This is a genomic window from Pseudomonas sp. SK, from assembly GCF_012975065.1.
Lineage (GTDB): Bacteria > Pseudomonadota > Gammaproteobacteria > Pseudomonadales > Pseudomonadaceae > Aquipseudomonas > Aquipseudomonas anuradhapurensis.
This window is the reverse complement of the sequence record NZ_CP051857.1, coordinates 4554834-4580504: the sequence shown is the minus strand read 5'-3', so window position 1 is coordinate 4580504 and position 25671 is coordinate 4554834. Positions and strand designations below refer to the sequence as shown.

At 63.6% G+C, this 25671-nt stretch carries 24 protein-coding genes and 1 pseudogene; 12 read left to right on the top strand and 13 right to left on the bottom strand.

Features of this window, described 5'->3' with window-relative positions; translation table 11 throughout:
• Positions 1-37 precede the first annotated feature (37 nt).
• From HG549_RS20935 to groL, 4 genes are all read left to right on the top strand, one after another.
• The gene (locus HG549_RS20935) at positions 38-769 is read left to right on the top strand and encodes a HugZ family protein (protein ID WP_170032382.1); all 732 of its coding nucleotides are present in this window, start codon (positions 38-40) and stop codon (positions 767-769) included.
• A 67-nt stretch (positions 770-836) separates the two neighbouring features.
• Complete coding sequence (locus HG549_RS20930; RefSeq protein ID WP_170032379.1) at positions 837-1298, top strand: FxsA family protein; 462 nt, start codon at positions 837-839, stop codon at positions 1296-1298.
• A gap of 324 nt (positions 1299-1622) precedes the next feature.
• Positions 1623-1916, top strand: a complete 294-nt coding sequence (locus HG549_RS20925) for a co-chaperone GroES (protein ID WP_003260750.1) — start codon at positions 1623-1625, stop codon at positions 1914-1916.
• Positions 1917-1965: 49 nt separating this feature from the next.
• Positions 1966-3606, top strand: coding sequence for a chaperonin GroEL (gene groL, locus HG549_RS20920; RefSeq protein WP_170032376.1), 1641 nt, complete (start codon positions 1966-1968; stop codon positions 3604-3606).
• A gap of 242 nt (positions 3607-3848) precedes the next feature.
• On the opposite strand, the gene HG549_RS20915 is transcribed toward groL, so the two are convergent.
• A complete protein-coding gene (locus HG549_RS20915) occupies positions 3849-4577 on the bottom strand; it encodes a phosphatase PAP2 family protein (RefSeq protein WP_170032373.1) in 729 nt (242 codons plus the stop codon).
• Between the two features lie 181 nt (positions 4578-4758).
• Here HG549_RS20915 and colR point away from each other — a divergent pair, with 181 nt between their 5' ends.
• The 5 genes from colR (at position 4759) to HG549_RS20890 (ending at position 8465) form a co-directional block, all read left to right on the top strand.
• Positions 4759-5442, top strand: a complete 684-nt coding sequence (colR, locus tag HG549_RS20910; RefSeq protein WP_003255215.1) for a two-component system response regulator ColR — start codon at positions 4759-4761, stop codon at positions 5440-5442.
• Complete coding sequence (locus HG549_RS20905; protein WP_170032370.1) at positions 5432-6736, top strand: HAMP domain-containing sensor histidine kinase; 1305 nt, start codon at positions 5432-5434, stop codon at positions 6734-6736. Before colR ends, HG549_RS20905 begins: the two co-directional genes overlap by 11 nt.
• Before the next feature lie 107 nt (positions 6737-6843).
• On the top strand, positions 6844-7527 hold the full coding sequence (locus tag HG549_RS20900) for a class I SAM-dependent methyltransferase (RefSeq protein ID WP_170032368.1): 684 nt from the start codon (positions 6844-6846) through the stop codon (positions 7525-7527).
• Between the two features lie 6 nt (positions 7528-7533).
• A complete protein-coding gene (locus tag HG549_RS20895) occupies positions 7534-8235 on the top strand; it encodes a lipopolysaccharide kinase InaA family protein (RefSeq protein WP_170032365.1) in 702 nt (233 codons plus the stop codon).
• A complete protein-coding gene (locus HG549_RS20890) occupies positions 8232-8465 on the top strand; it encodes a hypothetical protein (RefSeq protein ID WP_170032362.1) in 234 nt (77 codons plus the stop codon). Before HG549_RS20895 ends, HG549_RS20890 begins: the two co-directional genes overlap by 4 nt.
• A 69-nt stretch (positions 8466-8534) precedes the next feature.
• On the opposite strand, the gene HG549_RS20885 is transcribed toward HG549_RS20890, so the two are convergent.
• The 10 genes from HG549_RS20885 to HG549_RS20840 all read right to left on the bottom strand — a co-directional run bounded on the left by HG549_RS20885 (position 8535) and on the right by HG549_RS20840 (position 21634).
• Positions 8535-11579: a multidrug efflux RND transporter permease subunit gene (locus HG549_RS20885; protein ID WP_170032359.1), complete on the bottom strand. Its 3045-nt coding sequence runs from the start codon at positions 11577-11579 to the stop codon at positions 8535-8537.
• Positions 11580-11591: 12 nt separating this feature from the next.
• Entirely contained in the window at positions 11592-12740 is a 1149-nt protein-coding gene (locus HG549_RS20880) for an efflux RND transporter periplasmic adaptor subunit (RefSeq protein WP_170032355.1), read from the bottom strand.
• Positions 12741-12972: 232 nt separating this feature from the next.
• Positions 12973-14070 (bottom strand): DUF1513 domain-containing protein, encoded by a 1098-nt coding sequence (locus tag HG549_RS20875; protein ID WP_170032352.1) that lies wholly within the window; start codon positions 14068-14070, stop codon positions 12973-12975.
• 2 nt (positions 14071-14072) lie between these two features.
• On the bottom strand, positions 14073-15137 hold the full coding sequence (locus tag HG549_RS20870) for an imelysin family protein (protein ID WP_170032350.1): 1065 nt from the start codon (positions 15135-15137) through the stop codon (positions 14073-14075).
• Between the two features lie 20 nt (positions 15138-15157).
• The gene (locus tag HG549_RS20865; RefSeq protein WP_170032347.1) at positions 15158-16585 is read right to left on the bottom strand and encodes a di-heme oxidoredictase family protein; all 1428 of its coding nucleotides are present in this window, start codon (positions 16583-16585) and stop codon (positions 15158-15160) included.
• Between the two features lie 112 nt (positions 16586-16697).
• Positions 16698-17084, bottom strand: coding sequence for a hypothetical protein (locus tag HG549_RS20860; protein ID WP_170032344.1), 387 nt, complete (start codon positions 17082-17084; stop codon positions 16698-16700).
• Entirely contained in the window at positions 17077-17580 is a 504-nt protein-coding gene (locus HG549_RS20855; protein ID WP_170032341.1) for a hypothetical protein, read from the bottom strand. Before HG549_RS20855 ends, HG549_RS20860 begins: the two co-directional genes overlap by 8 nt.
• A gap of 143 nt (positions 17581-17723) precedes the next feature.
• Positions 17724-19061, bottom strand: coding sequence for an imelysin family protein (locus HG549_RS20850; RefSeq protein WP_170032338.1), 1338 nt, complete (start codon positions 19059-19061; stop codon positions 17724-17726).
• A 158-nt stretch (positions 19062-19219) separates the two neighbouring features.
• Positions 19220-21274, bottom strand: a complete 2055-nt coding sequence (locus HG549_RS20845; RefSeq protein ID WP_170032335.1) for a bifunctional diguanylate cyclase/phosphodiesterase — start codon at positions 21272-21274, stop codon at positions 19220-19222.
• Between the two features lie 117 nt (positions 21275-21391).
• Positions 21392-21634 (bottom strand): hypothetical protein, encoded by a 243-nt coding sequence (locus HG549_RS20840; RefSeq protein WP_170032332.1) that lies wholly within the window; start codon positions 21632-21634, stop codon positions 21392-21394.
• On the opposite strand from HG549_RS20840, the pseudogene HG549_RS26095 reads away from it, so the two are divergent.
• Positions 21613-21831, top strand: a pseudogene (locus HG549_RS26095) (TIM barrel protein); the annotation flags it as partial. The gene HG549_RS20840 and the pseudogene HG549_RS26095 sit on opposite strands and share 22 nt — an antisense overlap.
• Positions 21832-21984: 153 nt before the next feature.
• Here HG549_RS26095 and HG549_RS20835 read toward each other — a convergent pair.
• Positions 21985-22581 (bottom strand): superoxide dismutase, encoded by a 597-nt coding sequence (locus HG549_RS20835; RefSeq protein WP_003255187.1) that lies wholly within the window; start codon positions 22579-22581, stop codon positions 21985-21987.
• Positions 22582-23018: 437 nt separating this feature from the next.
• Complete coding sequence (locus HG549_RS20830; protein WP_170032329.1) at positions 23019-23618, bottom strand: LysE/ArgO family amino acid transporter; 600 nt, start codon at positions 23616-23618, stop codon at positions 23019-23021.
• A gap of 100 nt (positions 23619-23718) precedes the next feature.
• Here HG549_RS20830 and HG549_RS20825 point away from each other — a divergent pair, with 100 nt between their 5' ends.
• Positions 23719-24609, top strand: coding sequence for a LysR family transcriptional regulator ArgP (locus tag HG549_RS20825; RefSeq protein ID WP_170032326.1), 891 nt, complete (start codon positions 23719-23721; stop codon positions 24607-24609).
• A gap of 49 nt (positions 24610-24658) precedes the next feature.
• The gene (locus HG549_RS20820; RefSeq protein ID WP_170032323.1) at positions 24659-25654 is read left to right on the top strand and encodes an NAD(P)-dependent oxidoreductase; all 996 of its coding nucleotides are present in this window, start codon (positions 24659-24661) and stop codon (positions 25652-25654) included.
• The last annotated feature ends 17 nt before the right edge of the window (positions 25655-25671 follow it).

Below are 25671 nucleotides of genomic sequence, written 5' to 3'. Positions count from 1 at the left end.
CGTGTGGCCACCCAGTCTGCCGCCAGGAGCCCGCCCAGTGAGTACCACCGCCATCCGCCCCGCCCGGGAACTGCTGCTCAAGGAATACCGCGGCGTGCTCTCGACCCATTCCCGGTCGATGCCGGGCTACCCGTTCGGCTCGGTCGTGCCGTACTGCCTGGACGCCCAGGGCAACCCGCTGATCCTGATCAGCCGCATCGCCCAGCACACCCACAACCTGCAGAAAGACCCCAAGTGCTCGCTGCTGGTCGGTGAGCGGGAAGCCGAGGACGTGCAAGCCGTGGGGCGCCTGACGGTCATGGCCGAAGCGCACAAGCTGGTCGACGAGGCCGCCATCGAGGCCGCCGCCGAACGCTACTACCGCTACTTCCCGGACGCTGCCGACTACCACAAGGCCCACGACTTCGACTTCTGGGTACTGCAGCCTGTGCGTCACCGCTACATCGGCGGCTTCGGCGCGATCCACTGGCTTGACCAGGTGACCCTGGCCAACCCGTTCGCCGGCAAGGCCGAGGCGAGCATGGTCGAACATATGAACCGTGACCATGCCAACGCCATCGCCCATTACGTGGAACTGACCCACTTGCCCCGCCATGCGCCCGCGCAACTGGTCGGCGTGGACAGCGAGGGCATGCACCTGCGGATTGGCCAGGCGGTGTACTGGTTGCCTTTCCCGGGTACCTGCAACACCCCGACACAAGTCCGCGAAGCCCTGGTTTTGCTGGCGCGCGCCGACCGGTGGCCGGTTGCGATGGACGCCGAGGCTTGAAAAGCCGAGCGCACGCATCCATCTGTTGGTCTTACAGGAAGGTTCTCTTCCGACGAGGAATGCTTTGATGCGTGCTTTTCTATTGTTGTTTCTCCTGTTTCCCGTGCTGGAGCTGTTCGTCTTCGTGAAGGTCAGCGCCGCCATCGGTTTCTTCCCGGCGCTGCTGTTGATCATCGCCGGTTCCGCGCTGGGTGTGCTGGTGATGCGGGTGGCCGGGCTGGCTACTGCGCTGCGCGCCCGGGAAAGCCTGCAGCGTGGCGAACTGCCCGCCGAGGACATGTTCCAGGGCCTGATGCTGGCCATCGGTGGTGGCCTGCTGTTGCTGCCAGGCTTCATCAGCGACGTGCTGGGCCTGCTGTGCCTGCTGCCATTCACCCGTCACCTGGCCGCCCGCAAGATGCGTGAGCGCGCCGAGGCCCAGGCCCTGCGCCAGCGGGCGTTTCAGGACGACCCGTTCCAGGCGCAGCCGCGCGATGGCGGCCACCGCCCGAACGTGATCGAAGGCGAGTACGAGCGCCGCGACAAGTAATAGCCGGGGGCCGCTTCGCGCCCCTATCGCGACACAAGGCCGCTCCTTCAGAGTTCGCAAGCCCCTGTAGGAGCGGCCTTGTGTCGCGATAGGGCTGCGAAGCGGCCCCAAGCTTTTCAGGCTGATGAAAAATTTTCTGAAGCAAGCCTTGTAATTGAATATGGCGGCCTCATGTATGTGGTCACCGCAAGGTTTCTGGTGGCAACACCAGACATGACTCAGGCGGTTCGCCCTGCGCGAGCTGCCTTCCGGCTACGCCGGACAGCATCAACCCGCCGGTGTCGACACCGGCCGATGAAAACCACAATTTGGGAGAGATCGACAATGAAGCTTCGTCCTCTGCATGACCGCGTCGTTATCCGTCGCAGCGAAGAAGAATCGAAAACCGCTGGCGGTATCGTCCTGCCGGGTTCGGCCGCTGAAAAGCCAAACCGCGGCGAAGTAGTCGCCGTCGGCACCGGTCGCATCCTGGACAACGGCGAAGTTCGCGCGTTGGCCGTGAAAGTGGGTGACAAAGTGGTTTTCGGCCCTTACTCGGGCAGCAACACCGTGAAAGTCGATGGCGAAGACCTGCTGGTCATGGCCGAGAACGAAATCCTCGCCGTCATCGAAGGCTGATTTCCCCGACTTCCCGTTACTCCAAAGAATTCCAAAGGATTAAACGATCATGGCTGCTAAAGACGTAAAATTTGGTGATTCCGCCCGTAAGAAAATGCTCGTTGGTGTCAACGTTCTGGCTGACGCCGTAAAAGCCACCCTGGGCCCGAAAGGCCGCAACGTGGTTCTGGCCAAGAGCTTCGGCGCGCCGACCATCACCAAGGACGGCGTTTCCGTCGCCAAGGAAATCGAGCTGAAGGACGCCTTCGAGAACATGGGCGCCCAGCTGGTCAAGGAAGTTGCTTCCAAGGCCAACGACGCTGCCGGTGACGGCACCACCACCGCTACCGTTCTGGCTCAGGCCATCGTCAACGAAGGCCTGAAGGCCGTCGCTGCCGGCATGAACCCGATGGACCTGAAGCGCGGTATCGACAAGGCCACTGCTGCCGTCGTCGCCGAGCTGAAGAACCTGTCCAAGCCATGCGCCGACTCCAAGGCCATCGCCCAGGTAGGTACCATCTCCGCCAACTCCGACAGCTCCATCGGTGAAATCATCGCCGAAGCCATGGAAAAGGTCGGTAAAGAAGGCGTGATCACCGTTGAAGAAGGCTCGGGCCTGGAAAACGAACTGTCCGTCGTGGAAGGCATGCAGTTCGACCGTGGCTACCTGTCGCCGTACTTCGTGAACAAGCCGGACACCATGGTTGCCGAGCTGGAAGGCCCGCTGCTGCTGCTGGTCGACAAGAAGATCTCCAACATCCGTGAGCTGCTGCCAGTGCTGGAAGCCGTTGCCAAGGCCGGCCGCCCACTGCTGATCGTTGCCGAAGACGTCGAAGGCGAAGCGCTGGCTACCCTGGTGGTCAACAACATGCGCGGCATCGTCAAGGTTGCTGCGGTCAAGGCTCCGGGCTTCGGCGACCGCCGCAAGGCCATGCTGCAGGACATCGCCGTCCTGACTGGCGGCCAGGTCATCTCCGAAGAAATCGGCCTGTCCCTGGAAACCGCTACCCTGGAGCACCTGGGTAACGCCAAGCGCGTCATCCTGTCCAAGGAAAACACCACCATCATCGACGGCGCTGGCGCCGACGGCGAGATCGAAGCACGCGTCAAGCAGATCCGTGCCCAGATCGAAGAAACTTCCTCGGACTACGACCGTGAGAAGCTGCAAGAGCGTCTGGCCAAGCTGGCTGGCGGTGTTGCCGTGATCAAGGTGGGTGCCGGCACCGAAGTTGAAATGAAAGAGAAGAAAGCCCGCGTAGAAGACGCCCTGCACGCTACCCGTGCAGCCGTTGAAGAAGGCGTGGTGCCTGGCGGTGGTGTGGCCCTGGTACGCTCGCTGGCGGCCATTGCCAACCTCAAAGGCGACAACGAAGACCAGAACGTCGGTATCGCCCTGCTGCGTCGCGCTGTCGAAGCGCCGCTGCGCCAGATCACTGCCAACGCCGGTGACGAGCCAAGCGTTGTCGCTGACAAGGTCAAGCAAGGTTCGGGTAACTTCGGTTACAACGCTGCTACCGGCGAATACGGCGACATGATCGAGATGGGTATCCTGGACCCAGCCAAGGTCACCCGTTCGGCGCTGCAAGCGGCTGCTTCGATCGGCGGTCTGATGATCACCACCGAAGCCATGGTTGCCGACCTGCCGGAAGACAAGCCAGCTGCTGGCATGCCTGACATGGGCGGCATGGGTGGCATGGGCGGCATGATGTAAGCCAGCCTTACCCCCTGCACCATCAAAAGCCCCGGTTCGCTAGAACCGGGGCTTTTTTTTGTTTTCCTGTTGGGGCCATTGGGGCTGCTGCGCAGCCCATCGCGACGCAAGGCCGCTCCTACAAGGGATTGCGTAACCTGAACTGCGCCCCTGACGTTGGACAAAAAATCCAACCTCAGGGGCGTACTTCAACCTGGAGGAGCGGCCTTGTGTCGCGATCGGGCCGCAAGGCGGTCCCTGGGTCAGGCGACGCTACGCTCAGCGGCAGGTACCTCAACCATTCCCCGCCGATACAGAACCAGGTAATACGACCCCAACCCGATCAACCAGCAGAACACCGCCGTCCACACGTTATGTGACAGGAAGTGCGCCCCCTGCATCATCCGCCCCAGCGACAGTACCGACCCGGCCACGAACGCCAGCGCCAATGCTGCCCGTGCCAAGCGCGGTTTGCGGTCACGCAGCATGAAGAACAGGCCGAACAGGCAGAACCCGGTCGCGGCATGCCCACCCGGCCAGCACAGCCCGGGCTTGTCGGTAGCCGGCCGTGGTTCCAGCAGCTTGCTGTAGGTTTCGCTGCCGCCAAACTGGGTCAGGCTCCATGGGCATTGCACCTGGGTCACTTTTTTCAGTGGCGTGACGAACGCCGTGGACAGGCCCAGCGCCAGCACCAGGCAGCCCAGCTCGCGACGCCAGCCGAACAGGCGCTTCCAGAAGAAGCTTGCGGCAAAGGTGAGCAACGACAACACCCCAAGCAGGATCACCCCCTGCTTGACCCGGTCATGCAGGATGTTTTCCAGCAAGTAGCTGTGGCGGCCGATGAACTGCCCGGCAACGGGGTCGAAGAACAGGTTGGCGATGTCCATGTCGACCGAGGTCAGTTCCAGCAGGATCAAGCCCAGCGCGGTTGCCAGGGGCAGGCCCAGGTATAGCCAGAAGTTGATGGGGCGAGGACGGCTTCGATGCTGCATGGCGGCTCCAGGGCGCGAAAAAGATCGGGCATTGTCGGCTGCCCGCTATCCTGTGTCCGTGAAGGATCAGTGAAAAAACCGTCAAGGTAGGCGAATGCTTCGCAGGGCTGGCACCCTGCAGGCATAGGCCTTAAGCTGCGCCTGCCGCGCCACAGCGAGAAGCGCCGCACAGGAGAAACCGATGCGCATTCTTTTGGTTGAAGACAACCGCGATATCCTGGCCAACCTGGCCGATTACCTGGGCATGAAAGGCTACACCGTAGACTGCGCCCAGGATGGCCTGTCCGGGCTGCACCTGGCTGCCACCGAGCACTACGACCTGATCGTGCTCGACATCATGCTGCCTGGCATCGACGGCTATACCCTGTGCAAACGCCTGCGCGAAGACGCCCGTCGCGACACGCCGGTGATCATGCTCACTGCCCGCGACCAGCTGGATGACCGCTTGCAGGGCTTCCGCTCCGGTGCTGACGATTACCTGCTCAAGCCGTTCGCCCTGTCGGAACTGGCCGCACGCATCGAAGCGGTGTTGCGCCGAGCCCAGGGCGGTGGCCGCCGCACCCTGCAGGTGGCTGACCTCAGCTACGACCTCGACACCCTTGAAGTCACCCGCCAGGGCCGCCTGCTCAAGCTCAACCCGGTCGGCCTCAAGCTGCTTGCCGTATTGATGCAGAAGAGCCCGCACGTGTTGCGCCGCGAAGTGCTGGAGGAGGCCCTGTGGGGCGACGACTGCCCCGACAGCGACAGCCTGCGCAGCCACGTGCACCAGCTGCGCCAGGTAATCGACAAACCGTTCGAAAAACCGCTGCTGCACACCGTCCATGGCGTCGGCTACCGCCTCGCCGAGGGCCGCGATGGAGTTTAAGCAAAGCCTTGCCCAGCGCATCATCATCGCCTTTGCCCTGATGAGCGCACTGGTGGCCGGGGCCTTCGCCTTCGGCATCGTCGGTACCGTGCACCTGGTCGAGGAGCGGCTGATCTCCTCGGTACTGGGCGGTGACCTGCAGCGCCTGCTGCGCATGGACAGTGTCAGTGACTGGAGCCACCGGCCACGCCCCGATCAGCTGTTCTACTTCAGCGGCGGGCGTGACGATTTCGAATTGCCCAAAGACCTGCGCCACCTCGACCGCGGCTTCCACGAGGTGTTCCGTGACCAGCTGTCGTACCACGCCATGGTCGAGATCGTCGATGGCCGCCGCTATGTCCTGCTGCAGGACCAAAGCGACTTCGAAGAACGCGAGCGCCTGCTGTTCGCAGTGGTGGTGGTGGGCTTCGTGCTCAGCCTGGTGCTGGCAGTGATCCTCGGCTGGCTGGTAGCGCGCCGGGTGATGGCGCCGGTGATCCGCCTGGCGCGCCAGGTGCGCCACCGTGATCAGTTGCTGGGCCTGGCCCCGCCGCTGGCGCCAGACTATGCGGCGGACGAAGTCGGCCAGCTGGCGGTGGCGTTCGACGATACCCTGGGCCGCCTGCGAGACGCGTTGACCCGCGAACGGCTGTTCACCAGCGACGTCAGCCACGAACTGCGCACGCCCTTGATGGTGCTGGCCACTTCTTGCGAACTGCTGATGGAAAACCCCAACCTCGACACCCGCTCACGCAGCCAGGTGGAACGTGTGGCGCGGGCTACCGAGGAGATGCGCGAGCTGGTCAAGACCTTCCTGATGCTGGCCCGGGCGCAGCGCGACGAGGGCGCTGTGGCATCGCGCGCGACCTTGCGCGAAGTGGCCGACGAACTGGTCGGGGTGTGGCGTGACACCATCGAGCAGAAGGGTCTGGCCTTGTATTTCGACGGGCGAGTCAGTGCCAGCTCGGTGCTGTACAACGCCACTTTCCTGCAATCGGTGATGGGCAACCTGTTGCGCAATGCCGCGCACTATACCGACAGCGGCTACATCCGCCTGAGCCTCGAAGCCAATGGTTTCAGTGTCGAGGACAGCGGCGTGGGCATTCCTGAAGAGCAGCGCGAAGCCATGTTCCGGCCGTTCGTGCGCGGTGATGAACGGCGTGGCGAGGGCCTCGGCCTGGGCCTGTCGCTGGTGCAGCGAATCTGCGACGACCAGGGTTGGCAGGTCACGCTGACGTCAACCTTGCCGCATGGTTGCCGGTTCCACGTCGACCTGAGCAATACCGCGACCAAGGGCGACCTTGAGGCGGAGTAAAGCTTTGTAACAGCGCCCTCGGCGTATGACGTTTTTTTCACATGGGTATGACCTGATTCCTACGCTCGCTTGCCTAATGTGGGCGGAATGGAGTCAGGAGATGCCCAATGCGTAGTCCCATCAAGCTTGAATTTTCCGAGAAGTACGACAAACAGCACGCCCGTGAGTACTTTCTCAAGCATCAGGATGGCTTGGCGCGACGCCTTTCCCACAAGCGAGATGAGCAATTGGCACGTCGCGCCCTGGCACTGGCAGGTGAGCCTGGCCTGGTCCTCGACCTGCCATGCGGTGCCGGGCGTTTCTGGCCATTGCTGGCGGAAAAGCCCAACCGGGTGATCATTGGTGCCGACAACTCCGAGGCGATGATCGAGACAGCCTGTGCCGCGCAACCGCCAGAGGTGGTGGCACGGGTACGGCCCTTGCAGACTTCGGCGTTTGCCATCGACTTGCCGGACAATTCGGTGGACAGCATCTTCTGCATGCGGCTGTTCCACCACATTGGCGAAGCGGCCCACAGAAAGACGATTCTTTCGGAATTTCAACGGGTTAGCCGTGATAGTGTGATCCTGTCGTTGTGGGTGGACGGCAACTTCAAGGCCTGGCGCCGGAAAAAGCTGGAGCAGCGCCGCAGTGCCCGCAAAGCCGAGCAGGACAATTACCAGAACCGTTTCGTGTTACCGGCCGACACGGTTGAAGAAGAATTCACGGCCGCCGGTTTCAGAATCCAGGAACGCCTCGACTTCCTGCCGTTCTATGCCATGTGGCGAGTCTATGTATTGCGTAAGGGGTAGTGTTTGATGGCTGTAGCCCAGAAAGGGGAGTCGCGGTTCGATTTTTACTGGCGCCAGCAGGGCGAGTGGGTCGAGGAGCCAAACCAGCGGCGGGGTGGCGAGAGTGGCGTGCAACGCCTCAACGATGCCGATGGCAAGCTGCTGTATGCCAAACGCCAGGTCGGGCACATCTACCGCAGCCTGCTGCACCCTTTCGGCCGGCCGACCGTATTGCGCGAACTCGATGCGTTGCACAGCTTCGAGCAGCTGGGGGTGCGCGTGCCGCGCATCGTCTTCTGTGGGGCCGAGCGCGATGCCGAGCATCAATGGCGTGCGCTGCTGGTCAGTGAAGCACTCGACGGCTTCGTCGAACTCGACACCTGGCATGCCGAAGGTGCCCGTGAGCGTTATCCGCAGGTGGTGCATGAGCGCATGCTCAAGGACCTGGCGGACAACCTGGCGCGCATGCACCTGGGCCACTGGCAGCACGGCTGCCTGTATGGCAAGCATGTCTTCGTCAAGGTAATTGGCGAAGGCGAGCAGGCCCGGGTCGAGGTGGCGCTGCTGGACCTGGAAAAGTGCCGACGGCGCATCAGCTGCCAACGTGCGGCGGGCAATGACCTGCGCCAGCTGCGCCGCCATTCGTCGTTGAACGACGCGGAGTGGCAAACCTTGCTCTATTTTTACCAGATGGCGTTTGGCAGCGCTGTCAAAGGGTTAGAGCAATGAAACTAGAAATTACTCGAGCTTTGTTTCTGGTAGCTGGCCTGGCGGTGACCACCGTGGCGGTGGCTGCATGGGAAGAGCCGAGGCCGACCGTGTTCAGCAAGGCCGAGATGGCCGACCAGTGCGCGTTGCCGCGGGACGTGAAACCGCAGCAGCAGGCCAAGGTTGCGCCGGATCAGGACCTGCTGCTGTTCCTGTTCGGGATGCGCCAGGGGTTGCGGCCGTTTGGTTGAACCCGGCGCTAGATGGAAATGCCAGAGGCCTCGCGATTGCGGGGCCTCTGGCATTTTGCAGCGGCCGGTTCAGGCCACCGCTGTTTCCCTGGCAACGTCCTTGTGCGCCAACAAGGTGTAGATGCAAGGCAACACGAACAGGGTGAACAGCGTGCCGATCGACATGCCGGTGGCAATCACCGTACCGATGTCAAAACGGCTGACCGCCCCGGCCCCGGTGGCCAGGATCAGCGGCACCATGCCAAATACCATCGCCGCCGTGGTCATCAGCACCGGCCGCAGGCGAATGGCCGCAGCTTCCTCGCTCGCCTCACGTACGCTCAGGCCCAGTTCCTCACGCAACTGGTTGGCGAACTCGACGATCAGGATGCCATGCTTGCTGATCAGGCCGATCAACGTCACCAGCCCGACCTGGGTGTAGATGTTCATGCTCGATACGCCGAGGAACAGCGGCAGCAACGCGCCGCAGATCGACAACGGTACCGTCACCAGGATCACCAGCGGGTCGCGGAAGCTTTCGAACTGCGCCGCCAGCACCAGGAAGATGATCGCCAGTGCCAAACCGAAGGTCACCCACAACGCACTGCCTTCCTGCACGTACTGGCGCGCCACTCCGGCATAGTCGAAGGCGAAGCCCTCCGGGGCCTCCTCGCGGGCGATGCCCTGTACGGTCTGCAGCGCCTCACCGAGGCTGACCATCGGCACACCCTGGATGATCGCCGAGTTCAATTGCTGGAACTGGTTGAGCTGGCGAGGGCGGGCGCGGTCGCTGAGGGTGATCAGCGTCGACAACGGCAGCAGCTGGCCCTGGTCGTTCTTCACGTAGTAGTTGTTCAGCCAGCCGGGGTTGTCGCGGTAGGGCCGTTCGACCTGGGCAATCACCTTGTAGCTGCGGCCTTCGAGGGTGAAGCGGTTGATTTCCCCCTCGCCCAGCAAGGTCGCCAGGGTACCGCCCAGGGTGTCCATCGACACCCCCATCTGCGCCGCCTTGGCGCGGTCGATATCCACCACCACCTCGGGTTTGTCGAACGCCAGGTCGATGTCGAGGAAGGCGAACTTGCCGGACTCCTGGGCGCGGGCCTTGATGCGCTGGGCGACTTCCAGCAGGGCAGGGTAGTCACCGGCGCTGTTGATCACGAACTGGAACGGCAGGCCTTCGCCAGTGCCGGGCAACGATGGCAGGTTGAAGCCGAAGATCTGCAGGCCGCCGATTTCCTCGAGCTTGGCTTGCACCAGCGGCAGCAATTCCATTTGCGTGCGCTCGCGCTCGTTCCACGGTTTCAGCAGGAAGCCACCGATACCGGTCTGCACGCCATTGAAACCGTTGATCTGGAACGACGAGTAGTACTCGGGGAAGATCTTGAACAGCGGGGTGAACGTGTCGGTATAGGCGTTCAGGTAATCCAGGTTGGCGGTTTGCGGCGAGCTGCTCATCATGAAGATCACCCCCTGGTCCTCGTTGGGCGCCAGTTCGTTCTGGGTGAACTTCAGCAACACCGGGATCAGGCACAGGATGATCACGGCAAACACCAGCACGACCGGCCGGCTGTCGAGGGTAGCGTGCAGCAGGCGCTGATAGCGCACCTTGAGGCGCTCGAACAGCAAGTCGAGGCGGTGCGCCAGGCCGCTGGGGTTGTGCTCCTGGCGCAGCAGCAGGGCGCACATCATCGGCGACAGGGTGAGGGCAACGATGCCGGAGATGATCACCGCCCCGGCCAGGGTCAGGGCGAACTCCTTGAACAGCGCGCCGGTGAGGCCGGTGAGGAAGCCGATGGGGGCATAGACCGCCGCCAGGGTGATGGTCATCGACACCACCGGCATGGCGATTTCGCGGGCACCCTCCAGGGCGGCATCGAACGGCGACTTGCCCTCTTCCATGTGCCGGTGGATGTTCTCTACCACGACAATGGCATCATCCACCACCAGGCCGATGGCCAACACCATGGCCAGCAGGGTCAGCAGGTTGAGCGAGTAGCCCATCATCTGCATGAAAAACAGCACGCCGATCATCGACAGCGGAATGGTCACCACCGGGATCAGCACCGAACGCAGGGCGCCGAGGAACAGGAACACCACCACGATGACGATCAGCACCGCTTCGCCGAGGGTCTTGATCACTTCGTCGATGGAGGCCTGGATGAACAGCGTGGCGTCGTAGGCGATCGATACCTTCAGCGCCGAGGGCAGCTGGCTTTCCAGCTCGGGCATGATGCGCCGTACTTCCTTGATCACGTCCAGCGGGTTGGCCGCCGGGGTGGCCTTGATGCCGATGTACACCGACGGGGTGCCGTCGAACGAGCTGACCGTGTCGTAGTTTTCCGCGCCCATCTCGACCCGCGCCACATCGCCCAGCAGTACCCGGCTGTCACCGTTGGTCTTGACCGGCAGGGCCGCGAAGGCCTCGGCCGACTTCAGCTCGGTGCTGGCGTTGATGCTGGTGACGACATATTCGCCCTTGACCTCGCCGGCGGCGGAAAGGAAGTTGTAGCGGCGCACGGCAGTGGTCACGTCGCTGGCCGACAGGCCGTAGCCTGCCAGTTTCACCGGGTCGAGCCAGATGCGCATGGCGAATACCTGGTTGCCGAGGATTTCCGCCTCGGCCATGCCCGGCAATGTGGCCAGCTTGGGCTGGATGACCCGCGACAGGTAGTCGGTAATCTGCGGGTTGCTCATTTCCTTGCTGTAGAAGCTGATGTACATCAGCGCCGAAGCATCGGCGGCTTCCTTGCTCAGGACTGGATCCTCCGCATCCTGGGGCAGCTTGTTGCGCACCTCGTTGGCCTTGGCCAGCAGTTCGGTGAACAACCGGTCGCTGTCGGCGCCGATGCGCGCGTAGATGGAGATGACCGAGAAATTCTGCCGGCTCACCGAAGTCATGTAGTCGATGCCTTCGGCGCTGGCCAGGCTTTGCTGCAGCGGCTGGGTGATATAGCCCTGGATGGTTTCGGCATTGGCACCGGGATAGGCGGTGGTGACCGTGATCAGGGCGTTCTCCATTTGCGGGTACTGGCGGATCTGCAGCTTGTTCCAGGCCTGGAAGCCCAGCAGCAGGATCAGCAGGCTGACCACGCTGGCCAGCACCGGGCGGCGGATGAACGGGTCGGTGAATGCCATGCCAGCCTCCTGTCAGTCCTTGCCCGGCGCGCCCGCTTCGGGCTTGAGGGCTTTGTCCTCGCCGATGCGGATCGCGGCCCCCGGGGTCAGTTTCAGTTGCCCGGCGGTGACCACCTGTTCCCCCGCCTGCAGGCCCTTGCTGACCACCACCAGACCGTCACGGCGCTCGCCGGTCTGTACCGTGCGTTGCTCGGCGGTAAGCTGCGGCTGGCCCTTGTCGTCGTTAACCGGCTTGCCGTCCTTGTCCTTTTTCGGCGTGGCGACATACACCGAATTGCCATACAGCGTGTAGGTGATGGCGCTCTCCGGCACTACCACGCGTGGTTGTGGGTTGGGCAGCAGGATCAACAGGCTGGCGAACATGCCCGGCAGCAACTTGCCGTCCGGGTTGGCCATGGTCGCGCGCACCAGCAAGTTGCGCGTGGCTTCATCGACCTTGGGGTTGATCGCGCTCAGGCTGGCAGGGAAGGTCTGGCCCGGGTACGCGGCCACTTGCACCAGCACCTGCTGGCCCACGCTCAGGCGCGGCAGGGCCTGCTCCGGTACATTGAAGTCGACGTAGAGGCTGGACAGGTCCTGCAGGGTGGCGATCACCGTGCCGGCAGCCAGGTAGTCGCCGACATCCACCTGGCGGATGCCGATGGTGCCGCTGAACGGGGCGTTGATGCTCTTCTTGCTCTTCGATGCCTTGAGTTGCTCGACCAGTGCCTGGTTGCGCCGGTACTGCGCGGTGAGGCGGTCGAACTCACCGCGGGAGATGGCCGCGTCACCGACCAGCTGGCTGCCGCGACCGAAATCGACCTTGGCCAGGCCCAGGTCGGCCTGGGCGGTACCGAGCAGGGCGGTTTCCTGGTCGTCATTGAGCTGCAGCAACAGTTGCCCGGCCTTGACCTGCTGGCCAGAGTCGAAGTGCAGGGCCTTGACGATGCCTTCCACTTCCAGGCTCAGCTCCACACCCTGGAGCGCCTTGAGGCTGCCAACGGCGGGCAGGCGCTCTTGCCATGGGCGCTGTTCGGCCAAGGCGGCTGCCACGGTGATGGGGGGCCGTGGGGCAGTGAACATCTGGATCTGCTGGTAGATCGAGAAGGCTTTGTAGCCCCCCAGGGCCAACACGATCAGCAGAACCACGGCCAACATGATGAGCATGCGGCGGCGCAGCATAGTCCGTTTCCTTGGATGCAGTTGTTATTCGTTTGGACACGACAACGGGCGTTCCTGCCCACGTGTGGATGGGGGGATTATCGACTGTTTTCTGCAGGAAGGGGAGTGCGATGCCTGTGTCGGCCTCTTCGCGGGCACGCCCGCTCCCACAGGGACCGCGTAACCCGCTGATTGCGCGGCCCCTGTGGGAGCGGGCGTGCCCGCGAAGAGGCCGGTGCAGGCAGCAGCAAAATCACACCAGATGCAGGTGGTTGTCCCAGAAACCGGACGGCAGGTTCAGCGGTTGCCCGACCAGTTCGGCCTTGCGGCAATCATAGAAGCGGCAACGGCCCTGCCCGGAGGTGACCACGAAACCGTCCTGTACCGCGCCAACCCCGGCGCAATCGGGCATCGGTGCGTCCAGCCGCACCGCACCGCTGTCCAGGTCCCAGACGAACAGGCGGTTGGCCCGTGGCGCGGTCAGTGCGACCAGCCGCAACTCGCTGTGGATGGCGACACTGGCGGTGTACTGGGCCATGGCCTGCAACTGCCGCTCCGCCACCGGGAAGGCCTTGAACGGCTCGCCCGGACGCTTGATCGCCAGCAGCTCGGCGGTTTCATCGGCAGGCCCCATGAATTGCTGGCAGGCGGCGATGGTGCCGTCGCTGCCCACCGCCAGGTGGCGCACGCTGTTCATCTGCTGGGCCAAGGTTTCCTTGCTCAGCAGGGTGCCGTCGCGCTGCATCAGCACCAGGCTCGGCGCCATGGCGTCGAGGTTCATCTCCACCCGGCTTTCGGCTTCGGTGCGGATACCGCCGTTGGCCACCACCAGGGTCTCGCCGTCCGGCAGCCAGGCCAGCTCGTGCGGACCGATGCCGTGGGTCGGCAGCTCGCCGCTGTGCACCAGGCGTTCGCCTTCGAAGCGGTACACGCCGAGCACGCCACGCCCCGGGTCGGTGGTGTCGTTCTCGGTGGCGTACAGCCATTCACCACTCTTGTGCACCACTGCATGGCCGTAGAAATGCCGGTTTGGCTGCGAGTGTACGGTTTGCAACAGGCGCCCGTCGCGCAGGTCGACCAGGTAGCTTTCGGTACCCGGGCGGCGCGCGACGAACAGGGCGATCGGCAACTGCGGGTGGTGGATGATGGCATGGCAACGCTGGGCGACCTGGGTGCTGAACACCTGGGTGCCGTCCAGGCGGAAACCGACCGCATAGTGCTTGCCGTCGCCGTCGTCACGCGCCGACAGCAGCAGCGGTTCGCTGCCTTTGTTGCGGAACAGGCTCCAGCCGCCCAGGGTGAGGGCGCTGAGCAATACGCTACCGAGTTTGAGCGCCTGGCGTCGCAGCATGATCAGTCACCGTCGTTGGCATTGAAGCCCAGCTGGATGTTCAACGCCTTGGCCAGGTCGCCTTCGTGCAGGCGGTGGACGACGTTGAGGCTGTCGTAGATCTGGTTGAGGGTTTGCTGGCCGGCGTCGTCGGCCAGCAGTTCACCCAGGGTCTTGTGGTTGTCGGCCAGCAGTTTGAGCGCGGTCGCGTAGGCATCGTCGATCTTGTCTGCCAGGGCTTTCTGGTCGCTGGGCAGCAGGCCACGCAGGCCTTGGTTGTCGACCCCGACCCACACCGCTTCGGCGGCCTTGAGGCTGGCCTGCAGGCTGTTCAGCGAGTTGTGGCTGCGCCACGCTTCGGCCTGCAGCGGCTGCGGGATGCCCTTGCTCTGGCGGCCCATCGGCGCGCCGAGCTTCTTCTTCAGGCTGTCCAGCGCGGTCACCTGGGCACGCAGCAGGTCGGCAATCGCCTCATGGGAGTCGGCGTAGCGCTGGTTGGGGAACTTGGTCATCTGCGACAGCATGCCGTCGGTGCTGTTCCAGCTCTTGAGGATGTCTTCGGCCAGCGCCTTCTGGTGCTCACCGATGGCTACCAACAGCGGGCAGTAGCGGGCCTTCTGCTCGGCCGTGGCGATGTCCGGCTTGCTGTCGAACAGGATGTACTCGTAGGCCGAGAGGCCACGCACCACGACGCTGGCCTTGCCCAGCGCTGCGGCATCGACCGGTGTGTCGGCGTTGACCAGTTGCTCGACCTGGCGACCGACCAGGTTCTTCTTGTCCGGCCAGAACTGTACTTGCCAGGCGCGGTTGCCTTCGGCCAGCGGGCCGACCAGCAGCGGTTGCAGCTCGGCCCAGGCCTTTTGCGCGTTGAGGAAGTCGGCACGGGCCTTGTCCAGGGTTTCCTTGCCTTCGCAGTAGGCCAGGGCGCTGGCGGCCAGCATGCGGTCGGCTTCGACCCAGCGGCTGTAGGTAGGCAGGATCACCTGCTTGGCGATGGCAGCGGAGGTCACGGCTTGCGGGTCCTGCGGCGAGCAGGCGCCGAGGGCGAGTGCGGCGAGGCTGGTGAACAACAGTTTGGGTCGGAACATGCCCGGCTCCTTTGCGCTTTTCAAAGTGAATTCAGGAACGCCAGCAGCGCGGCACGCTGCCCGGCATCGAAAGTGAGGACGAAATTGCGCGCAGCCTCGGCCTCGCCACCGTGCCAGAGCACGGCTTCGAGCAGGTTGCGAGCGCGGCCGTCATGCAGGAACTGGCTGTGGCCACTGACCGTTTCGCTCAGGCCGATACCCCACAATGGCGGGGTACGCCAGTCCTGGCCGTTGGCGGCGAATTCGGTACGTTCGTCGGCCAGGCCCGGGCCCATGTCATGCAGCAGCAGGTCGCTGTAGGGGCGAATCAGCTGGTTGGCCAGCTCCGGCTCGGCGGCATTGGCGGCAGTGGTGAACTGCGGTGTGTGGCAGCCCTGGCAGCCGGCCTGGTAGAACAGGTTCTTGCCTGCCAATACCTCTGGCGAGCCCACATCGCGGCGCGCCGGCACGGCCAGGTTGCGGGTGTAGAAGGTGACCAGGCGCAGAATGTTGTCGCTGACTTCCTTCTCGCCGCCGGCGCCATCGCCGTTGGGTGCGGCCAGGCAGGTGGCCTGGGCCGGGGTGCAATCGTCGTTGGGGTGCAGCGTGGTGGTCAGGCCCATGTCGCCGGCAAAGGCATGCACGTTCTGCTGGTTGACGTTGGGCTGCCCGGCCTTCCAGCCGAAGCGGCCGACCACGGTCTTGCCCAGGGCGTCGTCCCATACCCGGTTGGCGCGCCCGCGGATACCGTCGTGGTTGCGGTCGTCCGGGTCTTCGTTGGCCAACAGGTCGGCTTCGGGGATGGCTTCGAGCAGGCCAAGGCCGATCATCGGCGGTGCCACGCGTGCCGAAAAGCGCGTGTCGGGGTGCATCACGCCATAGCCAAGCTGGGTGATCTGCAGGGCCGGCTTGCGCAGTTCGACCTGGTAGCCATCCTTGAACGCCAGCGTTTCCTGGGTATAGCTGACCCGGACCTTGCCTTCCGGGGTTACACCGGGAATGGCCATGTCCTGCAACTGGGTGCCATAGACCGGCTCCGGCACCACGCCGAGGCGCTCGACCACCTTGGCCAGGTACGGCTGGTCGGGGATCGACAGGCGCACCAGCATCGACACTGCGTTGCTGTCGCCCGGCTCTGGCGGGTGGCCGCGGCCGTCGCGCACGTGGCAGTTCTGGCAGGCATTGGTGTTGAACAGCGGGCCCAGGCCGTCACGTGCAGTGGTGGTGGACGGGGCGATGACCCACGGGTTGCGGAAGAAGCTGTTGCCCACGGCAAAGTCCAGGCGCCGCTCGGGCGAGAGGTTGGCCGAGGGCAGGGAATAAGCGTTGCGGTCACTGCGCTGCACGGTCGCCTGGCCAGCCGACAACGCTTCGCCGGGCTCGGCCTGGGTGAAGCGCGGGGCGTCGTCACAGGCAGCGAGGGCAAAGGCCAGTAGCAGGGGAGAGAGTCGAAACAGCGACGAGGACATCGAGGATCCTGGGCGTGAGCGAAAAACCGGCGTGCAAGCTTAGCAGGCCCAGGATCTTTGAATAAGAGCAATTTGCGTTTGCTTGATGAAATCGTCGCTGCAAGAAAACAGCTCAGGCCATGTACAGCTCGAATTGCCGGTTGACCAGGCTGACGATCAGGTTCTTGTTGCCACCATAACGGTTGTCGCCCGCCACCTCTTCGATATCCAGGCTGGTGTAATCCATCGACGAGGCGCTGAGGAACTTGATCGCATCCTTGTGCGCGGGTTCCCAGTAATCCTGGAAGATCCAGATGCTGGTCTTGGCAGCCGGGCCAAGGATCAGCCGCATGGCTTTGTAGTTTTCTTCCGCTTTGCCGATCCAGGGGATTGCCAGCGAGCCATTCCAGACGTCCTGGGCGCCGATTGCCAGGCTATGGCTGCGGTTTTCACCGTCGATCAGAGTCAGGGTGTAGGGGGTGTTGTTGGCGATGGAGCGCAGGTAGGTCACGCTAGCCATGGGGCATTTCCTTCTCTTGGTGGGTGTCCGGTCGTGGCAACGGGCCGCTCGGGGCGCGATAGACATAGGCCGCGAGCAAGGTGATTTCGTTGAAGGGGGGCTCGAGCTTGGCGGGGTCAAAGCGCCCCAGCAGTTGCAGGCCCTCGGCGAAGGCGACTGACTCGAACCTGCGGCGGTCGGCTTCGTTGGGGTCGTACAGGTAGATCTTGCCGGGGCGTGCAACCACCCGGCACATCTCTTCGGCGACGTGCTGCGTGATCGGCGCACCCATCAGGGTGACATGGGGAACCTGGTAGGAATCGAGCGGGAAATCGGGGGCGTCGTATTCGTAGACGATGATCAGGTTGGGAATATGCTCGCCCGTGGCAGGGCCGTTGGAAACGCGTTGGCCCGCCTTGTTCAGGTTGTAGGCGTTGTTGAAGCCGGTAACCAGGTCGTACCCATTCATGCGTTGCACGATGCGGCCTTCACCCCACACATCGAGAATCTGCAGCACGGTGCCTCCTGCGTGACATTCAAAGGAAGGTCACCAGCATGAGCACCCGGCCGACCAGCTGCCAGCGGGAAGCGTTGTCCCTGCCGGGCAAACGAAAACGCCCGGCACAAGGCCGGGCGTCTGGGTGAAGCGCCGTTAGCGGATCAGAACTCGTGGTCTGCGGTATCCGGGTTCAGGTTGGCAATGCCCAGCTTGCCGGCGGCCTGTTCGATCGCGCCAGTCTGCTTGACCAGCGCGGCGATGGCGTCACGCACGATCTGGTTGCCGGCAGCGTTGTCGGCGGCGATCAGTTGGTCGTAGTGTTCGCCCTTCAGGGCGTGATCGACGATGACCTGGATCTTGGCTTCGGTGGCTTCCAGGTCGGCCTTGAGGGTGGCGTCGGTGGCCGGGTCGACCTTGGCCACCAGCGACGACAGGCTTGGGCCGGTCACCTTGCTGCCGTCCGGGCGGGTGTACTCGCCCAGGTACACGTTACGGATGCCCTTGGCGTCGTAGAAGTGCGAGTAATGGGTGTTGTCGCTGAAGCAGTCGTGCTCGTCTTCCGGCGAGTTGGCTTCCAGCGAAACCTTCATGCGCTCGCCGGCCAGTTCGCCCAGCGACAGGCTACCCATGCCGAACAGCATCTTGCGCAGGCCGTCGTTGACCGGCTCGGCTTCCAGCTTGGCGCGGTAGTTGTCGGCGACGTTCGGCGCCCAGTTGCCGACCATTTCCTCGAGGTCCTTGACCAGCAGGTCGGTAACCGCTTTCAGGTAGGCCCGGCGACGGTCGTTGTGGCCGCCAGTGGCGCCCTTGCCTTCCAGGTAGTCCGAGGCCGGACGGTTGCCCGCACCCGGACCGGTGCCGTTCAGGTCCTGGCCCCAGAGCAGGAACTCGATGGCGTGGTAGCCGGTAGCGACGTTGGCTTCGGAACCGCCCAGCTCATTCAGGCTGGCCAGCTTCTCGGGGGTGATCTGCTTGACGTCGATCTTCTCTTCGCCTACCTGGATCTCGGTGTTGGCGATGATGTTGGCGTTGGCCGCCGGGTTGCCCAAGGCGTGCTCGTAGCTCTTGTCGACGTAGTCGATCAGGCCTTCGTCCAACGGCCAGGCGTTCACCTGGCCTTCCCAGTCGTCGATGATGGTGTTGCCGAAGCGGAAGGCTTCGCTCTGCAGGTACGGTACGCGCGAGGCGACCCAGGCTTCCCGGGCGGCCTTCAGGGTTTCGTCGTTGGGCTTGGCCAGGAACGCGTCGACAGCGCTCTGCAGGGTCTTGGCGGTGCTCAGGGAGTCGCTGTACACGGCATACACCAACTCGGCGTAATGCTTGACTACGGCTTTGCCGGCGGCTTCGTCGACGGCCCCGGGCGCTGCAGCGGTGGTGCTGGCGGCAGCCGGTTCCAGGGCTTGCGGCGCGGCGGCCTTGTCGTCCTTGCCTTCACCGCAACCGGCGAGAGCGATGGCGATGGCCAGCAGACTGGCGGAGGCCAGAGGCATTCGAATCATTGTTGGTTTCCTGCGTCGTGTGGTTGGACCAAGGGGGAGACCGTGCGCCGTGGCACGCGAAACTACAACATCATGCGAAAGATTTGCATTTGCTGTAAAGGGGCGGGAATGTAAATTGCGCGAATGTCGCTCACCGCCTGCAGTCGCCCGGGTGGACTTCAGGACATCGAGACCTGGTTGCGCTGCGCCTGTCTGAGGAAGTTGGTCAGCTCACGGGCCGACAGCGGTTTGCTGTAGTGGTAGCCCTGGCCTTCGTGACAGCCCTGGGCAACGATATAGCTTTCCTGCTCGGCGGTTTCCACGCCTTCGGCAATCACCTGCATGCCCAGGCTTTTGCCCAGCTGGATGATGGCGCGAACGATGGTGGCGTCGTCATCGTCGTCCAGCAGGTCCTGGACGAAACTCTTGTCGATCTTGATCTTGTCCAGCGGCAGCGATTTCAGGTAGCTGAGCGACGAGTAGCCGGTGCCGAAGTCGTCGATGGCGATCAGCGCCCCGGAGCGGCGCAGGCTCAGCAGGTGCTGGGCGGCGGTGCTGATGTCTTCCATCAGGCCGGTTTCGGTCACCTCCAGTTCCAGGCTGCGCGGGGGCAGGCGGTAGGCCTGCAGCAGGTTGTTGACCACCCGCGGCAGTTCGTTGTGGTGCAGTTGCACGGTGGACAGGTTGACCGCCATGCGCAGGTCGCTGAAGCCCATGTCATGCCATTCGCGCAATTGCCGGCAGGCCTGGTCGAGCACCCATTCGCCGATGCCGATGATGCTGCCATTCTGTTCGGCCAGGGGAATGAACTGGTCGGGTGGCACCATGCCCAGCTCCGGGTGCTGCCAGCGCAGCAGCGCCTCGACACCGACCACGCGGTGGTCGCGGTAGCTGATCTGTGGTTGGTACACCAGGTACAGCTGGTTGCGCGGCAGGGCTTCGCGCAGGTCCTTTTCCAGCTCGCGGCGACGGCGCATCTCGCTGTCGACGCTGGCGATGTAGAACTGGTAGCGGTTACGCGAACGGGCCTTGGCCAGGGTCATGGTCTGTTCGGCTTTCTGCAGCAGCTTTTCGGTGCTGTCGCCATCTTCGGGGAACAGGGTGATGCCGATGGTGGCGCGCAGACGGATCTGCTGATGGTGGTCGAGGTCGAACGGCACTTCCAGGTCGTCGAGGATGCTTTGCGCCAGTTCGGCCGCCTCGTAGGGCTGCTCGATATTGGCCTGGACCAGGGCGAACTGGTCGCCGCCCAGCCGTGCCAGGGCGCCCAGGCGGCCACTGTGGGCGCGCAGGCGGTCGGCCAGGGCCAGCAGCAGCTGGTCGCCGACCTGGTAGCTGAACTGCTCGTTGATACCCTTGAAGTCGTCCAGGCCCACGCACAGCACGGCCACGCGGTGTTGCAGACGGCCGCCGTCGACGAGGATCTTGTCCAATTGCTGCTGCAACTGCTGGCGGTTGGGCAAGCCAGTGAGGAAATCGTACTGGGCCATGCGTTGCAGGCTGTTTTCCGCCTCGTGGCGCAAGTGGGTGTTGCGCTCGATCGAGGCCAGCAACTGGTTGGCGGTATTCACCCACAGGCCCAGTTCATTCTTTTCATGGCCCTTGAGCAGCGGCAACTGGTGCTGGCTGGGGCGGTCGGGGTTGATCTGGGTGAGATGCTCGATGATCTTCGACAGTGGCTTGGTCAGCAGCCAGTGGTAGACCAGATACAGCACCAGGCCCATGGCCAGGGCCCGCAGCACGCCGGAAATGAAGATGATCACCGCGTTGATCAGGAAATCCTTGCCGTAGGCCGAGGTGTCGAGGGTGATGCTGAGGTCGCCGTAGTATTCGCTGAAGGGGCCGCGGCCGACCAGTTGCGTGGTATAGGTGCGTTCCTGGCCGAGGATCAGGTCGGTCAGCCAGCGCATGGCCATGTCCTGCAGCGGACGGGACTTCTCGGCCAGCATGGTTTCGTTGGGGTGGCCGATGGAGGCCATGCGCACCGATTCATCCTGGAACAGGCCTTCCATAACCTGCATGCCCATTTCGCGGTCGAGGCTGTACACCGCCTGGGTCGAAGGGTCGCGGAACATGTCGAGGATGCGCTGGGCATCGTTGTTTACGGCCTGGCGGGTCTTGTAGGTGTCATAGATGATTTGCGCACAGCTGAGCACGACGCCGACCGCCAGCGCCGACAGCAACACGACCCTGAGCAACTTGACCGACAAGCTGTTCCGCAATTCCAGCTTCAATGGGGTTTCCTTAATCCATGCGCATGGCATCATTTTGCCATCATCGATGACGATACACTACCGGCCGATCATGAGCAGTGTATCGGTTGCCTGACCCCGCAACTTGAATGCGCTGTATCAATCTTCCAAAGGTTTGATGTTAGCGTGGTATGCGGGCTGAGCAAGCGTTTTGCAGGTGGCGTGACTCAGCTTTTGAATCGGCGAACGTTTTTCCAGGATGGATATGTACACACGCTCAAATTCAATGCGCACCTTGGCTTCCAGTTCAACGAAGTGCTTTTTCTGCAGCGTATCGAAGCGCCGCTGTCGCTGGCTTTCGCGCAGTTTCGCAGAGCGCAAATGCAGCCGATGTGCTGGCACGGTTCTTTGCGCGGACGGTGCATGTGCAGATAGCCGACTGCCCGGGGCGGCACCAGCCGGGGACGGGGCAGATGGGCATTGCCGGGTTGTTGGCGATGCTCGAACAGCGCGGCTATGCGGGGTGGGTCGGGTGTGAATACCGGCCTGCGGGTGCGACTATGGATAGCCTTGGCTGGCTTGACCGGTACCTGGCATGAAAGCCCGGCGCGCTGACCCCGCGCAAACGCCCTGAAAAAATCCGGTGCCAGAGGACTGGCACCGGATTCTGTGCAGAAGCCCCGGGGTGGGTGGCGATGCAGAAGTGGCAGCATCACCGCACGGGGCGGGCTTCTGGTTCAAGGCAGGATGGTTCAGGCCTTGAAGGTCTTGCCTTCGAACTGTTCGGCAACGAAGGCCCAGTTGACCAGGTTCCAGAACGCCTCGACGTACTTCGGACGCAGGTTGCGGTAGTCGATGTAGTAGGCGTGTTCCCAGACGTCGCAGGTCAGCAGCGGGGTGTCGCCGCTGGTCAGCGGGCAGCCGGCGCCGATGGTGCTGGCCAGGGCCAGGGAACCGTCAGCCTTCTTCACCAGCCAGCCCCAGCCGGAACCGAAGGTGCCAACCGAAGTCTTGGTGAACTCTTCCTTGAACTTGTCGAAGGAACCGAAAGCGGCGTTGATGGCGTCAGCCAGGGCACCGGTCGGCTGGCCACCGCCGTTTGGCGACAGGCAGTTCCAGTAGAAGGTGTGGTTCCAGACTTGAGCGGCGTTGTTGAAGATGCCGCCCGAAGAGCTCTTGACGATCTCTTCCAGGGTCTTGCCTTCGAATTCGGTGCCTGGGACCAGGTTGTTCAGGTTCACGACATAGGTGTTGTGGTGCTTGTCGTGGTGATACTCCAGGGTTTCCTTGGAGATGTGCGGCTGCAGGGCATCGTGGGCGTACGGCAGCGGCGGCAATTCAAAAGCCATGGTGGATCTCCTGATTCAGGTCTGTTTGCGGTTTGCGCAAGGCCGATCACGGGCGGCCCGATCAGCGTCAGCGAGATTGTACTCTTTGCGACGCAAGGGCTGGATCATAGCACCGGGCCCGGCGCATAACCACGCAACAAAGATAGGGAATAGAGGTTCCAGAGCGGTTGGCGGGTGGCGATCAGTGGTGGTCGTTTCCAGGCAGGCGAATGTGCCAATGCCTCTGTAGAAGCGGCCTTGCGTCGCCCTAGGCTCTGTACGAAAAGCCTTGATACTTGTTCATGCTGCGTTGAACACAGCCTCGGAATGCTCATGTACTCCAGTACACTCCGCTTCCTCGGCTGTTTTCGCCTTGCCTGACCTGCGTCTCAAGACTTTTCGTACAGAGCCTAGGGCCGCAGCGCGGCCCGTTTAGGAGAGGTGATGAAACCCTGTGGTCAGTTGAAGACCAGCTGCGCCGCCACCGCGAACATCATGACCGCGACCATCAGGTCCAGCATGCGCCAGGTCGCTGGCCGTGCCAGCCATGGCGCCAGCCAGGCCGCGCCGATCGCCAGGGTCGAGAACCACACCAGCGAGGCGCTGGCAGCCCCGGCCACATAGGCCCCCGGCGCGGTCTGCTGGGCCCCCAGCGAGCCGATCAGCAACACCGTGTCGAGGTACACGTGCGGGTTCAGCAGGGTCACCGCCAGGGCGCTGAGCAGCACTGCGCGGCGTGACCGTGCGCCCTGGCCTTGCTGGTGCTGCAGGCTCTGCCTGGAACAGGCGCTGCGCAATGCCTTGGCGCCGTACCAGATCAGGAATACCGCGCCACCCCAGCGGGCGACCGCCAGCAAGGTCGGGTTGTGCGCCAGCACGGTGGCCAGGCCGAATACCCCGGCCGCCACCAGGATGGCATCACACAGGATGCACAGCGCCGCCACCGGCAGGTGATGCTCGCGGCGCAGGCTCTGGGCGAGGACGAAGGCGTTCTGGGCGCCGATGGCCATGATCAGGCCGAAGGCCACCAGCATACCGTTGAGATAGCTTTGCCACATGGCCCGCTCTCCATGAATGTCGAGAAAAGATGCTGGCTATTGTGGGGAAACGGGTTGTATAAGAAAAACAAATAGCGCTGATCCGTCATTAGGAAAATCGATGTTCGACTACAAACTGCTGGCCGCCCTCGCGGCGGTGATCGAACAGGGTGGTTTCGAGCGCGCAGCGCAGGTGCTGGGCTTGTCGCAGTCGGCCATATCGCAGCGCATCAAGCTGCTCGAGGCACGGGTCGGGCAACCGGTGCTGGTGCGGGCCACGCCGCCGAGCCCGACCGAGGTCGGCCGCCAGTTGCTCAACCATGTACAACAGGTGCGCCTGCTCGAGCGCGACCTGCAACGCCAGGTGCCGGCGCTGGACGAGGAGGGCATGCCGGAGCGCCTGCGCATCGCCCTCAACGCCGACAGCCTGGCCACCTGGTGGGCCGCAGCGGTGGGCAACTTTTGTGCGCAGCACAAGCTGCTCACCGACCTCGTCGTGGAGGACCAGGAAGTCGGCCTCAAACGCATGCGCGCTGGTGAGGTGGCGGCCTGCCTGTGCAGTAGCGAGCGGCCGGTGGCCGGCGCGCGTAGCCTGCCGCTGGGGGCCATGCGTTACCGGGCGCTGGCCAGCCCCGGGTTCATGGCGCAGCATTTCCCGCAGGGTTTTGCTGCCAGCCGCCTGCCCCGTACCCCGGCGATCGTCTACGGCCCGGACGACTTCCTACAGCATCGCTACCTGGCCTCGCTGGGTATCGAGGACGGTTTCCTGCACCACCTGTGCCCGTCCTCGGAAGGCTTCCTGCGCATGACCGAAGCCGGCCTGGGTTGGGGCCTGGTACCCGAACTGCAAGCCCGTGAGCAGCTGGCCAGCGGCCGGTTGGTGGAAATCTGCCGCGATACGCCCATCGATGTGCCGTTGTACTGGCATCATTGGCGCAACGGCGGGCAACTGCTGACGCAACTGACCGAACACCTGCGGCATTGCGCAAGGCACTGGCTGGTGCCCTTGTAGCCACGGCTGGCGTCAGTTGCATCTGAAATCTGGCAAGACGGAGTGTTACATGCGAATTCTGGTCACCGGCGCGAGCGGCTTCATTGGCGGGCGCTTTGCGCGCTTTGCCCTTGAGCAGGGCCTGGACGTGCGGGTCAGCGGCCGCCGCGCACAGGGGGTCGAGCACCTGGTCAAGCGCGGCGCCCAGTTCATTCCCGGCGACCTCGGCGATGCCGAGTTGGCCCGCCGCCTGTGCCAGGGCGTCGAGGCCGTGGTGCACTGTGCCGGCGCGGTGGGTAGCTGGGGGCGCTACCAGGACTTCTATCAAGGCAACGTGGTGGTCACCGAGAACGTCGTCGAGGGCTGCTTGAAGGAACACGTGCGACGCCTGGTGCACTTGTCGTCGCCATCCATCTATTTCACCGGCCGCTCGTGCCTGGATATCCGTGAAGACCAGGTGCCGCGTCGCTTCCACGACCATTACGGGCAGACCAAGTACCTGGCCGAGCAGAAAGTGTTCGGCGCCCAGGAGTTCGGCCTCGAGGTGTTGGCATTGCGTCCTCGTTTCGTCACCGGGGCTGGCGACGCCAGTATCTTCCCGCGGTTGCTGCAGATGCAGCGCAAGGGCCGCATGGCGATCATCGGCAACGGCCTGAACAAAGTGGACTTCACCAGCGTGCACAACCTCAACGAGGCGCTGCTCAGCGCCCTGTTCGCTGACCACCGGGCGCTGGGCCAGGCCTACAACATCAGCAACGGCCAGCCATTGCCGCTGTGGGACGTGGTCAACTATGTGATGCGCAAGATGCAACTGCCACAGGTCACTCGCTACCGGTCCTACGGCCTGGCCTACAGCCTGGCCGCGCTGAACGAGGCGGCCTGCCTGCTCTGGCCGGGGCGCCCGCAACCGACCCTGTCGCGCCTGGGGATGCAGGTGATGAGCCGCGATTTCACCCTGGATATCAGCCGCGCCCGGCAGTACCTGGACTACCAGCCCAAGGTCAGCCTGTGGACGGCGCTGGACGAATTCTGTGCCTGGTGGCAGCACCAGCCGCCAGGGCGATGAAGCCGCTGGGCCGATGA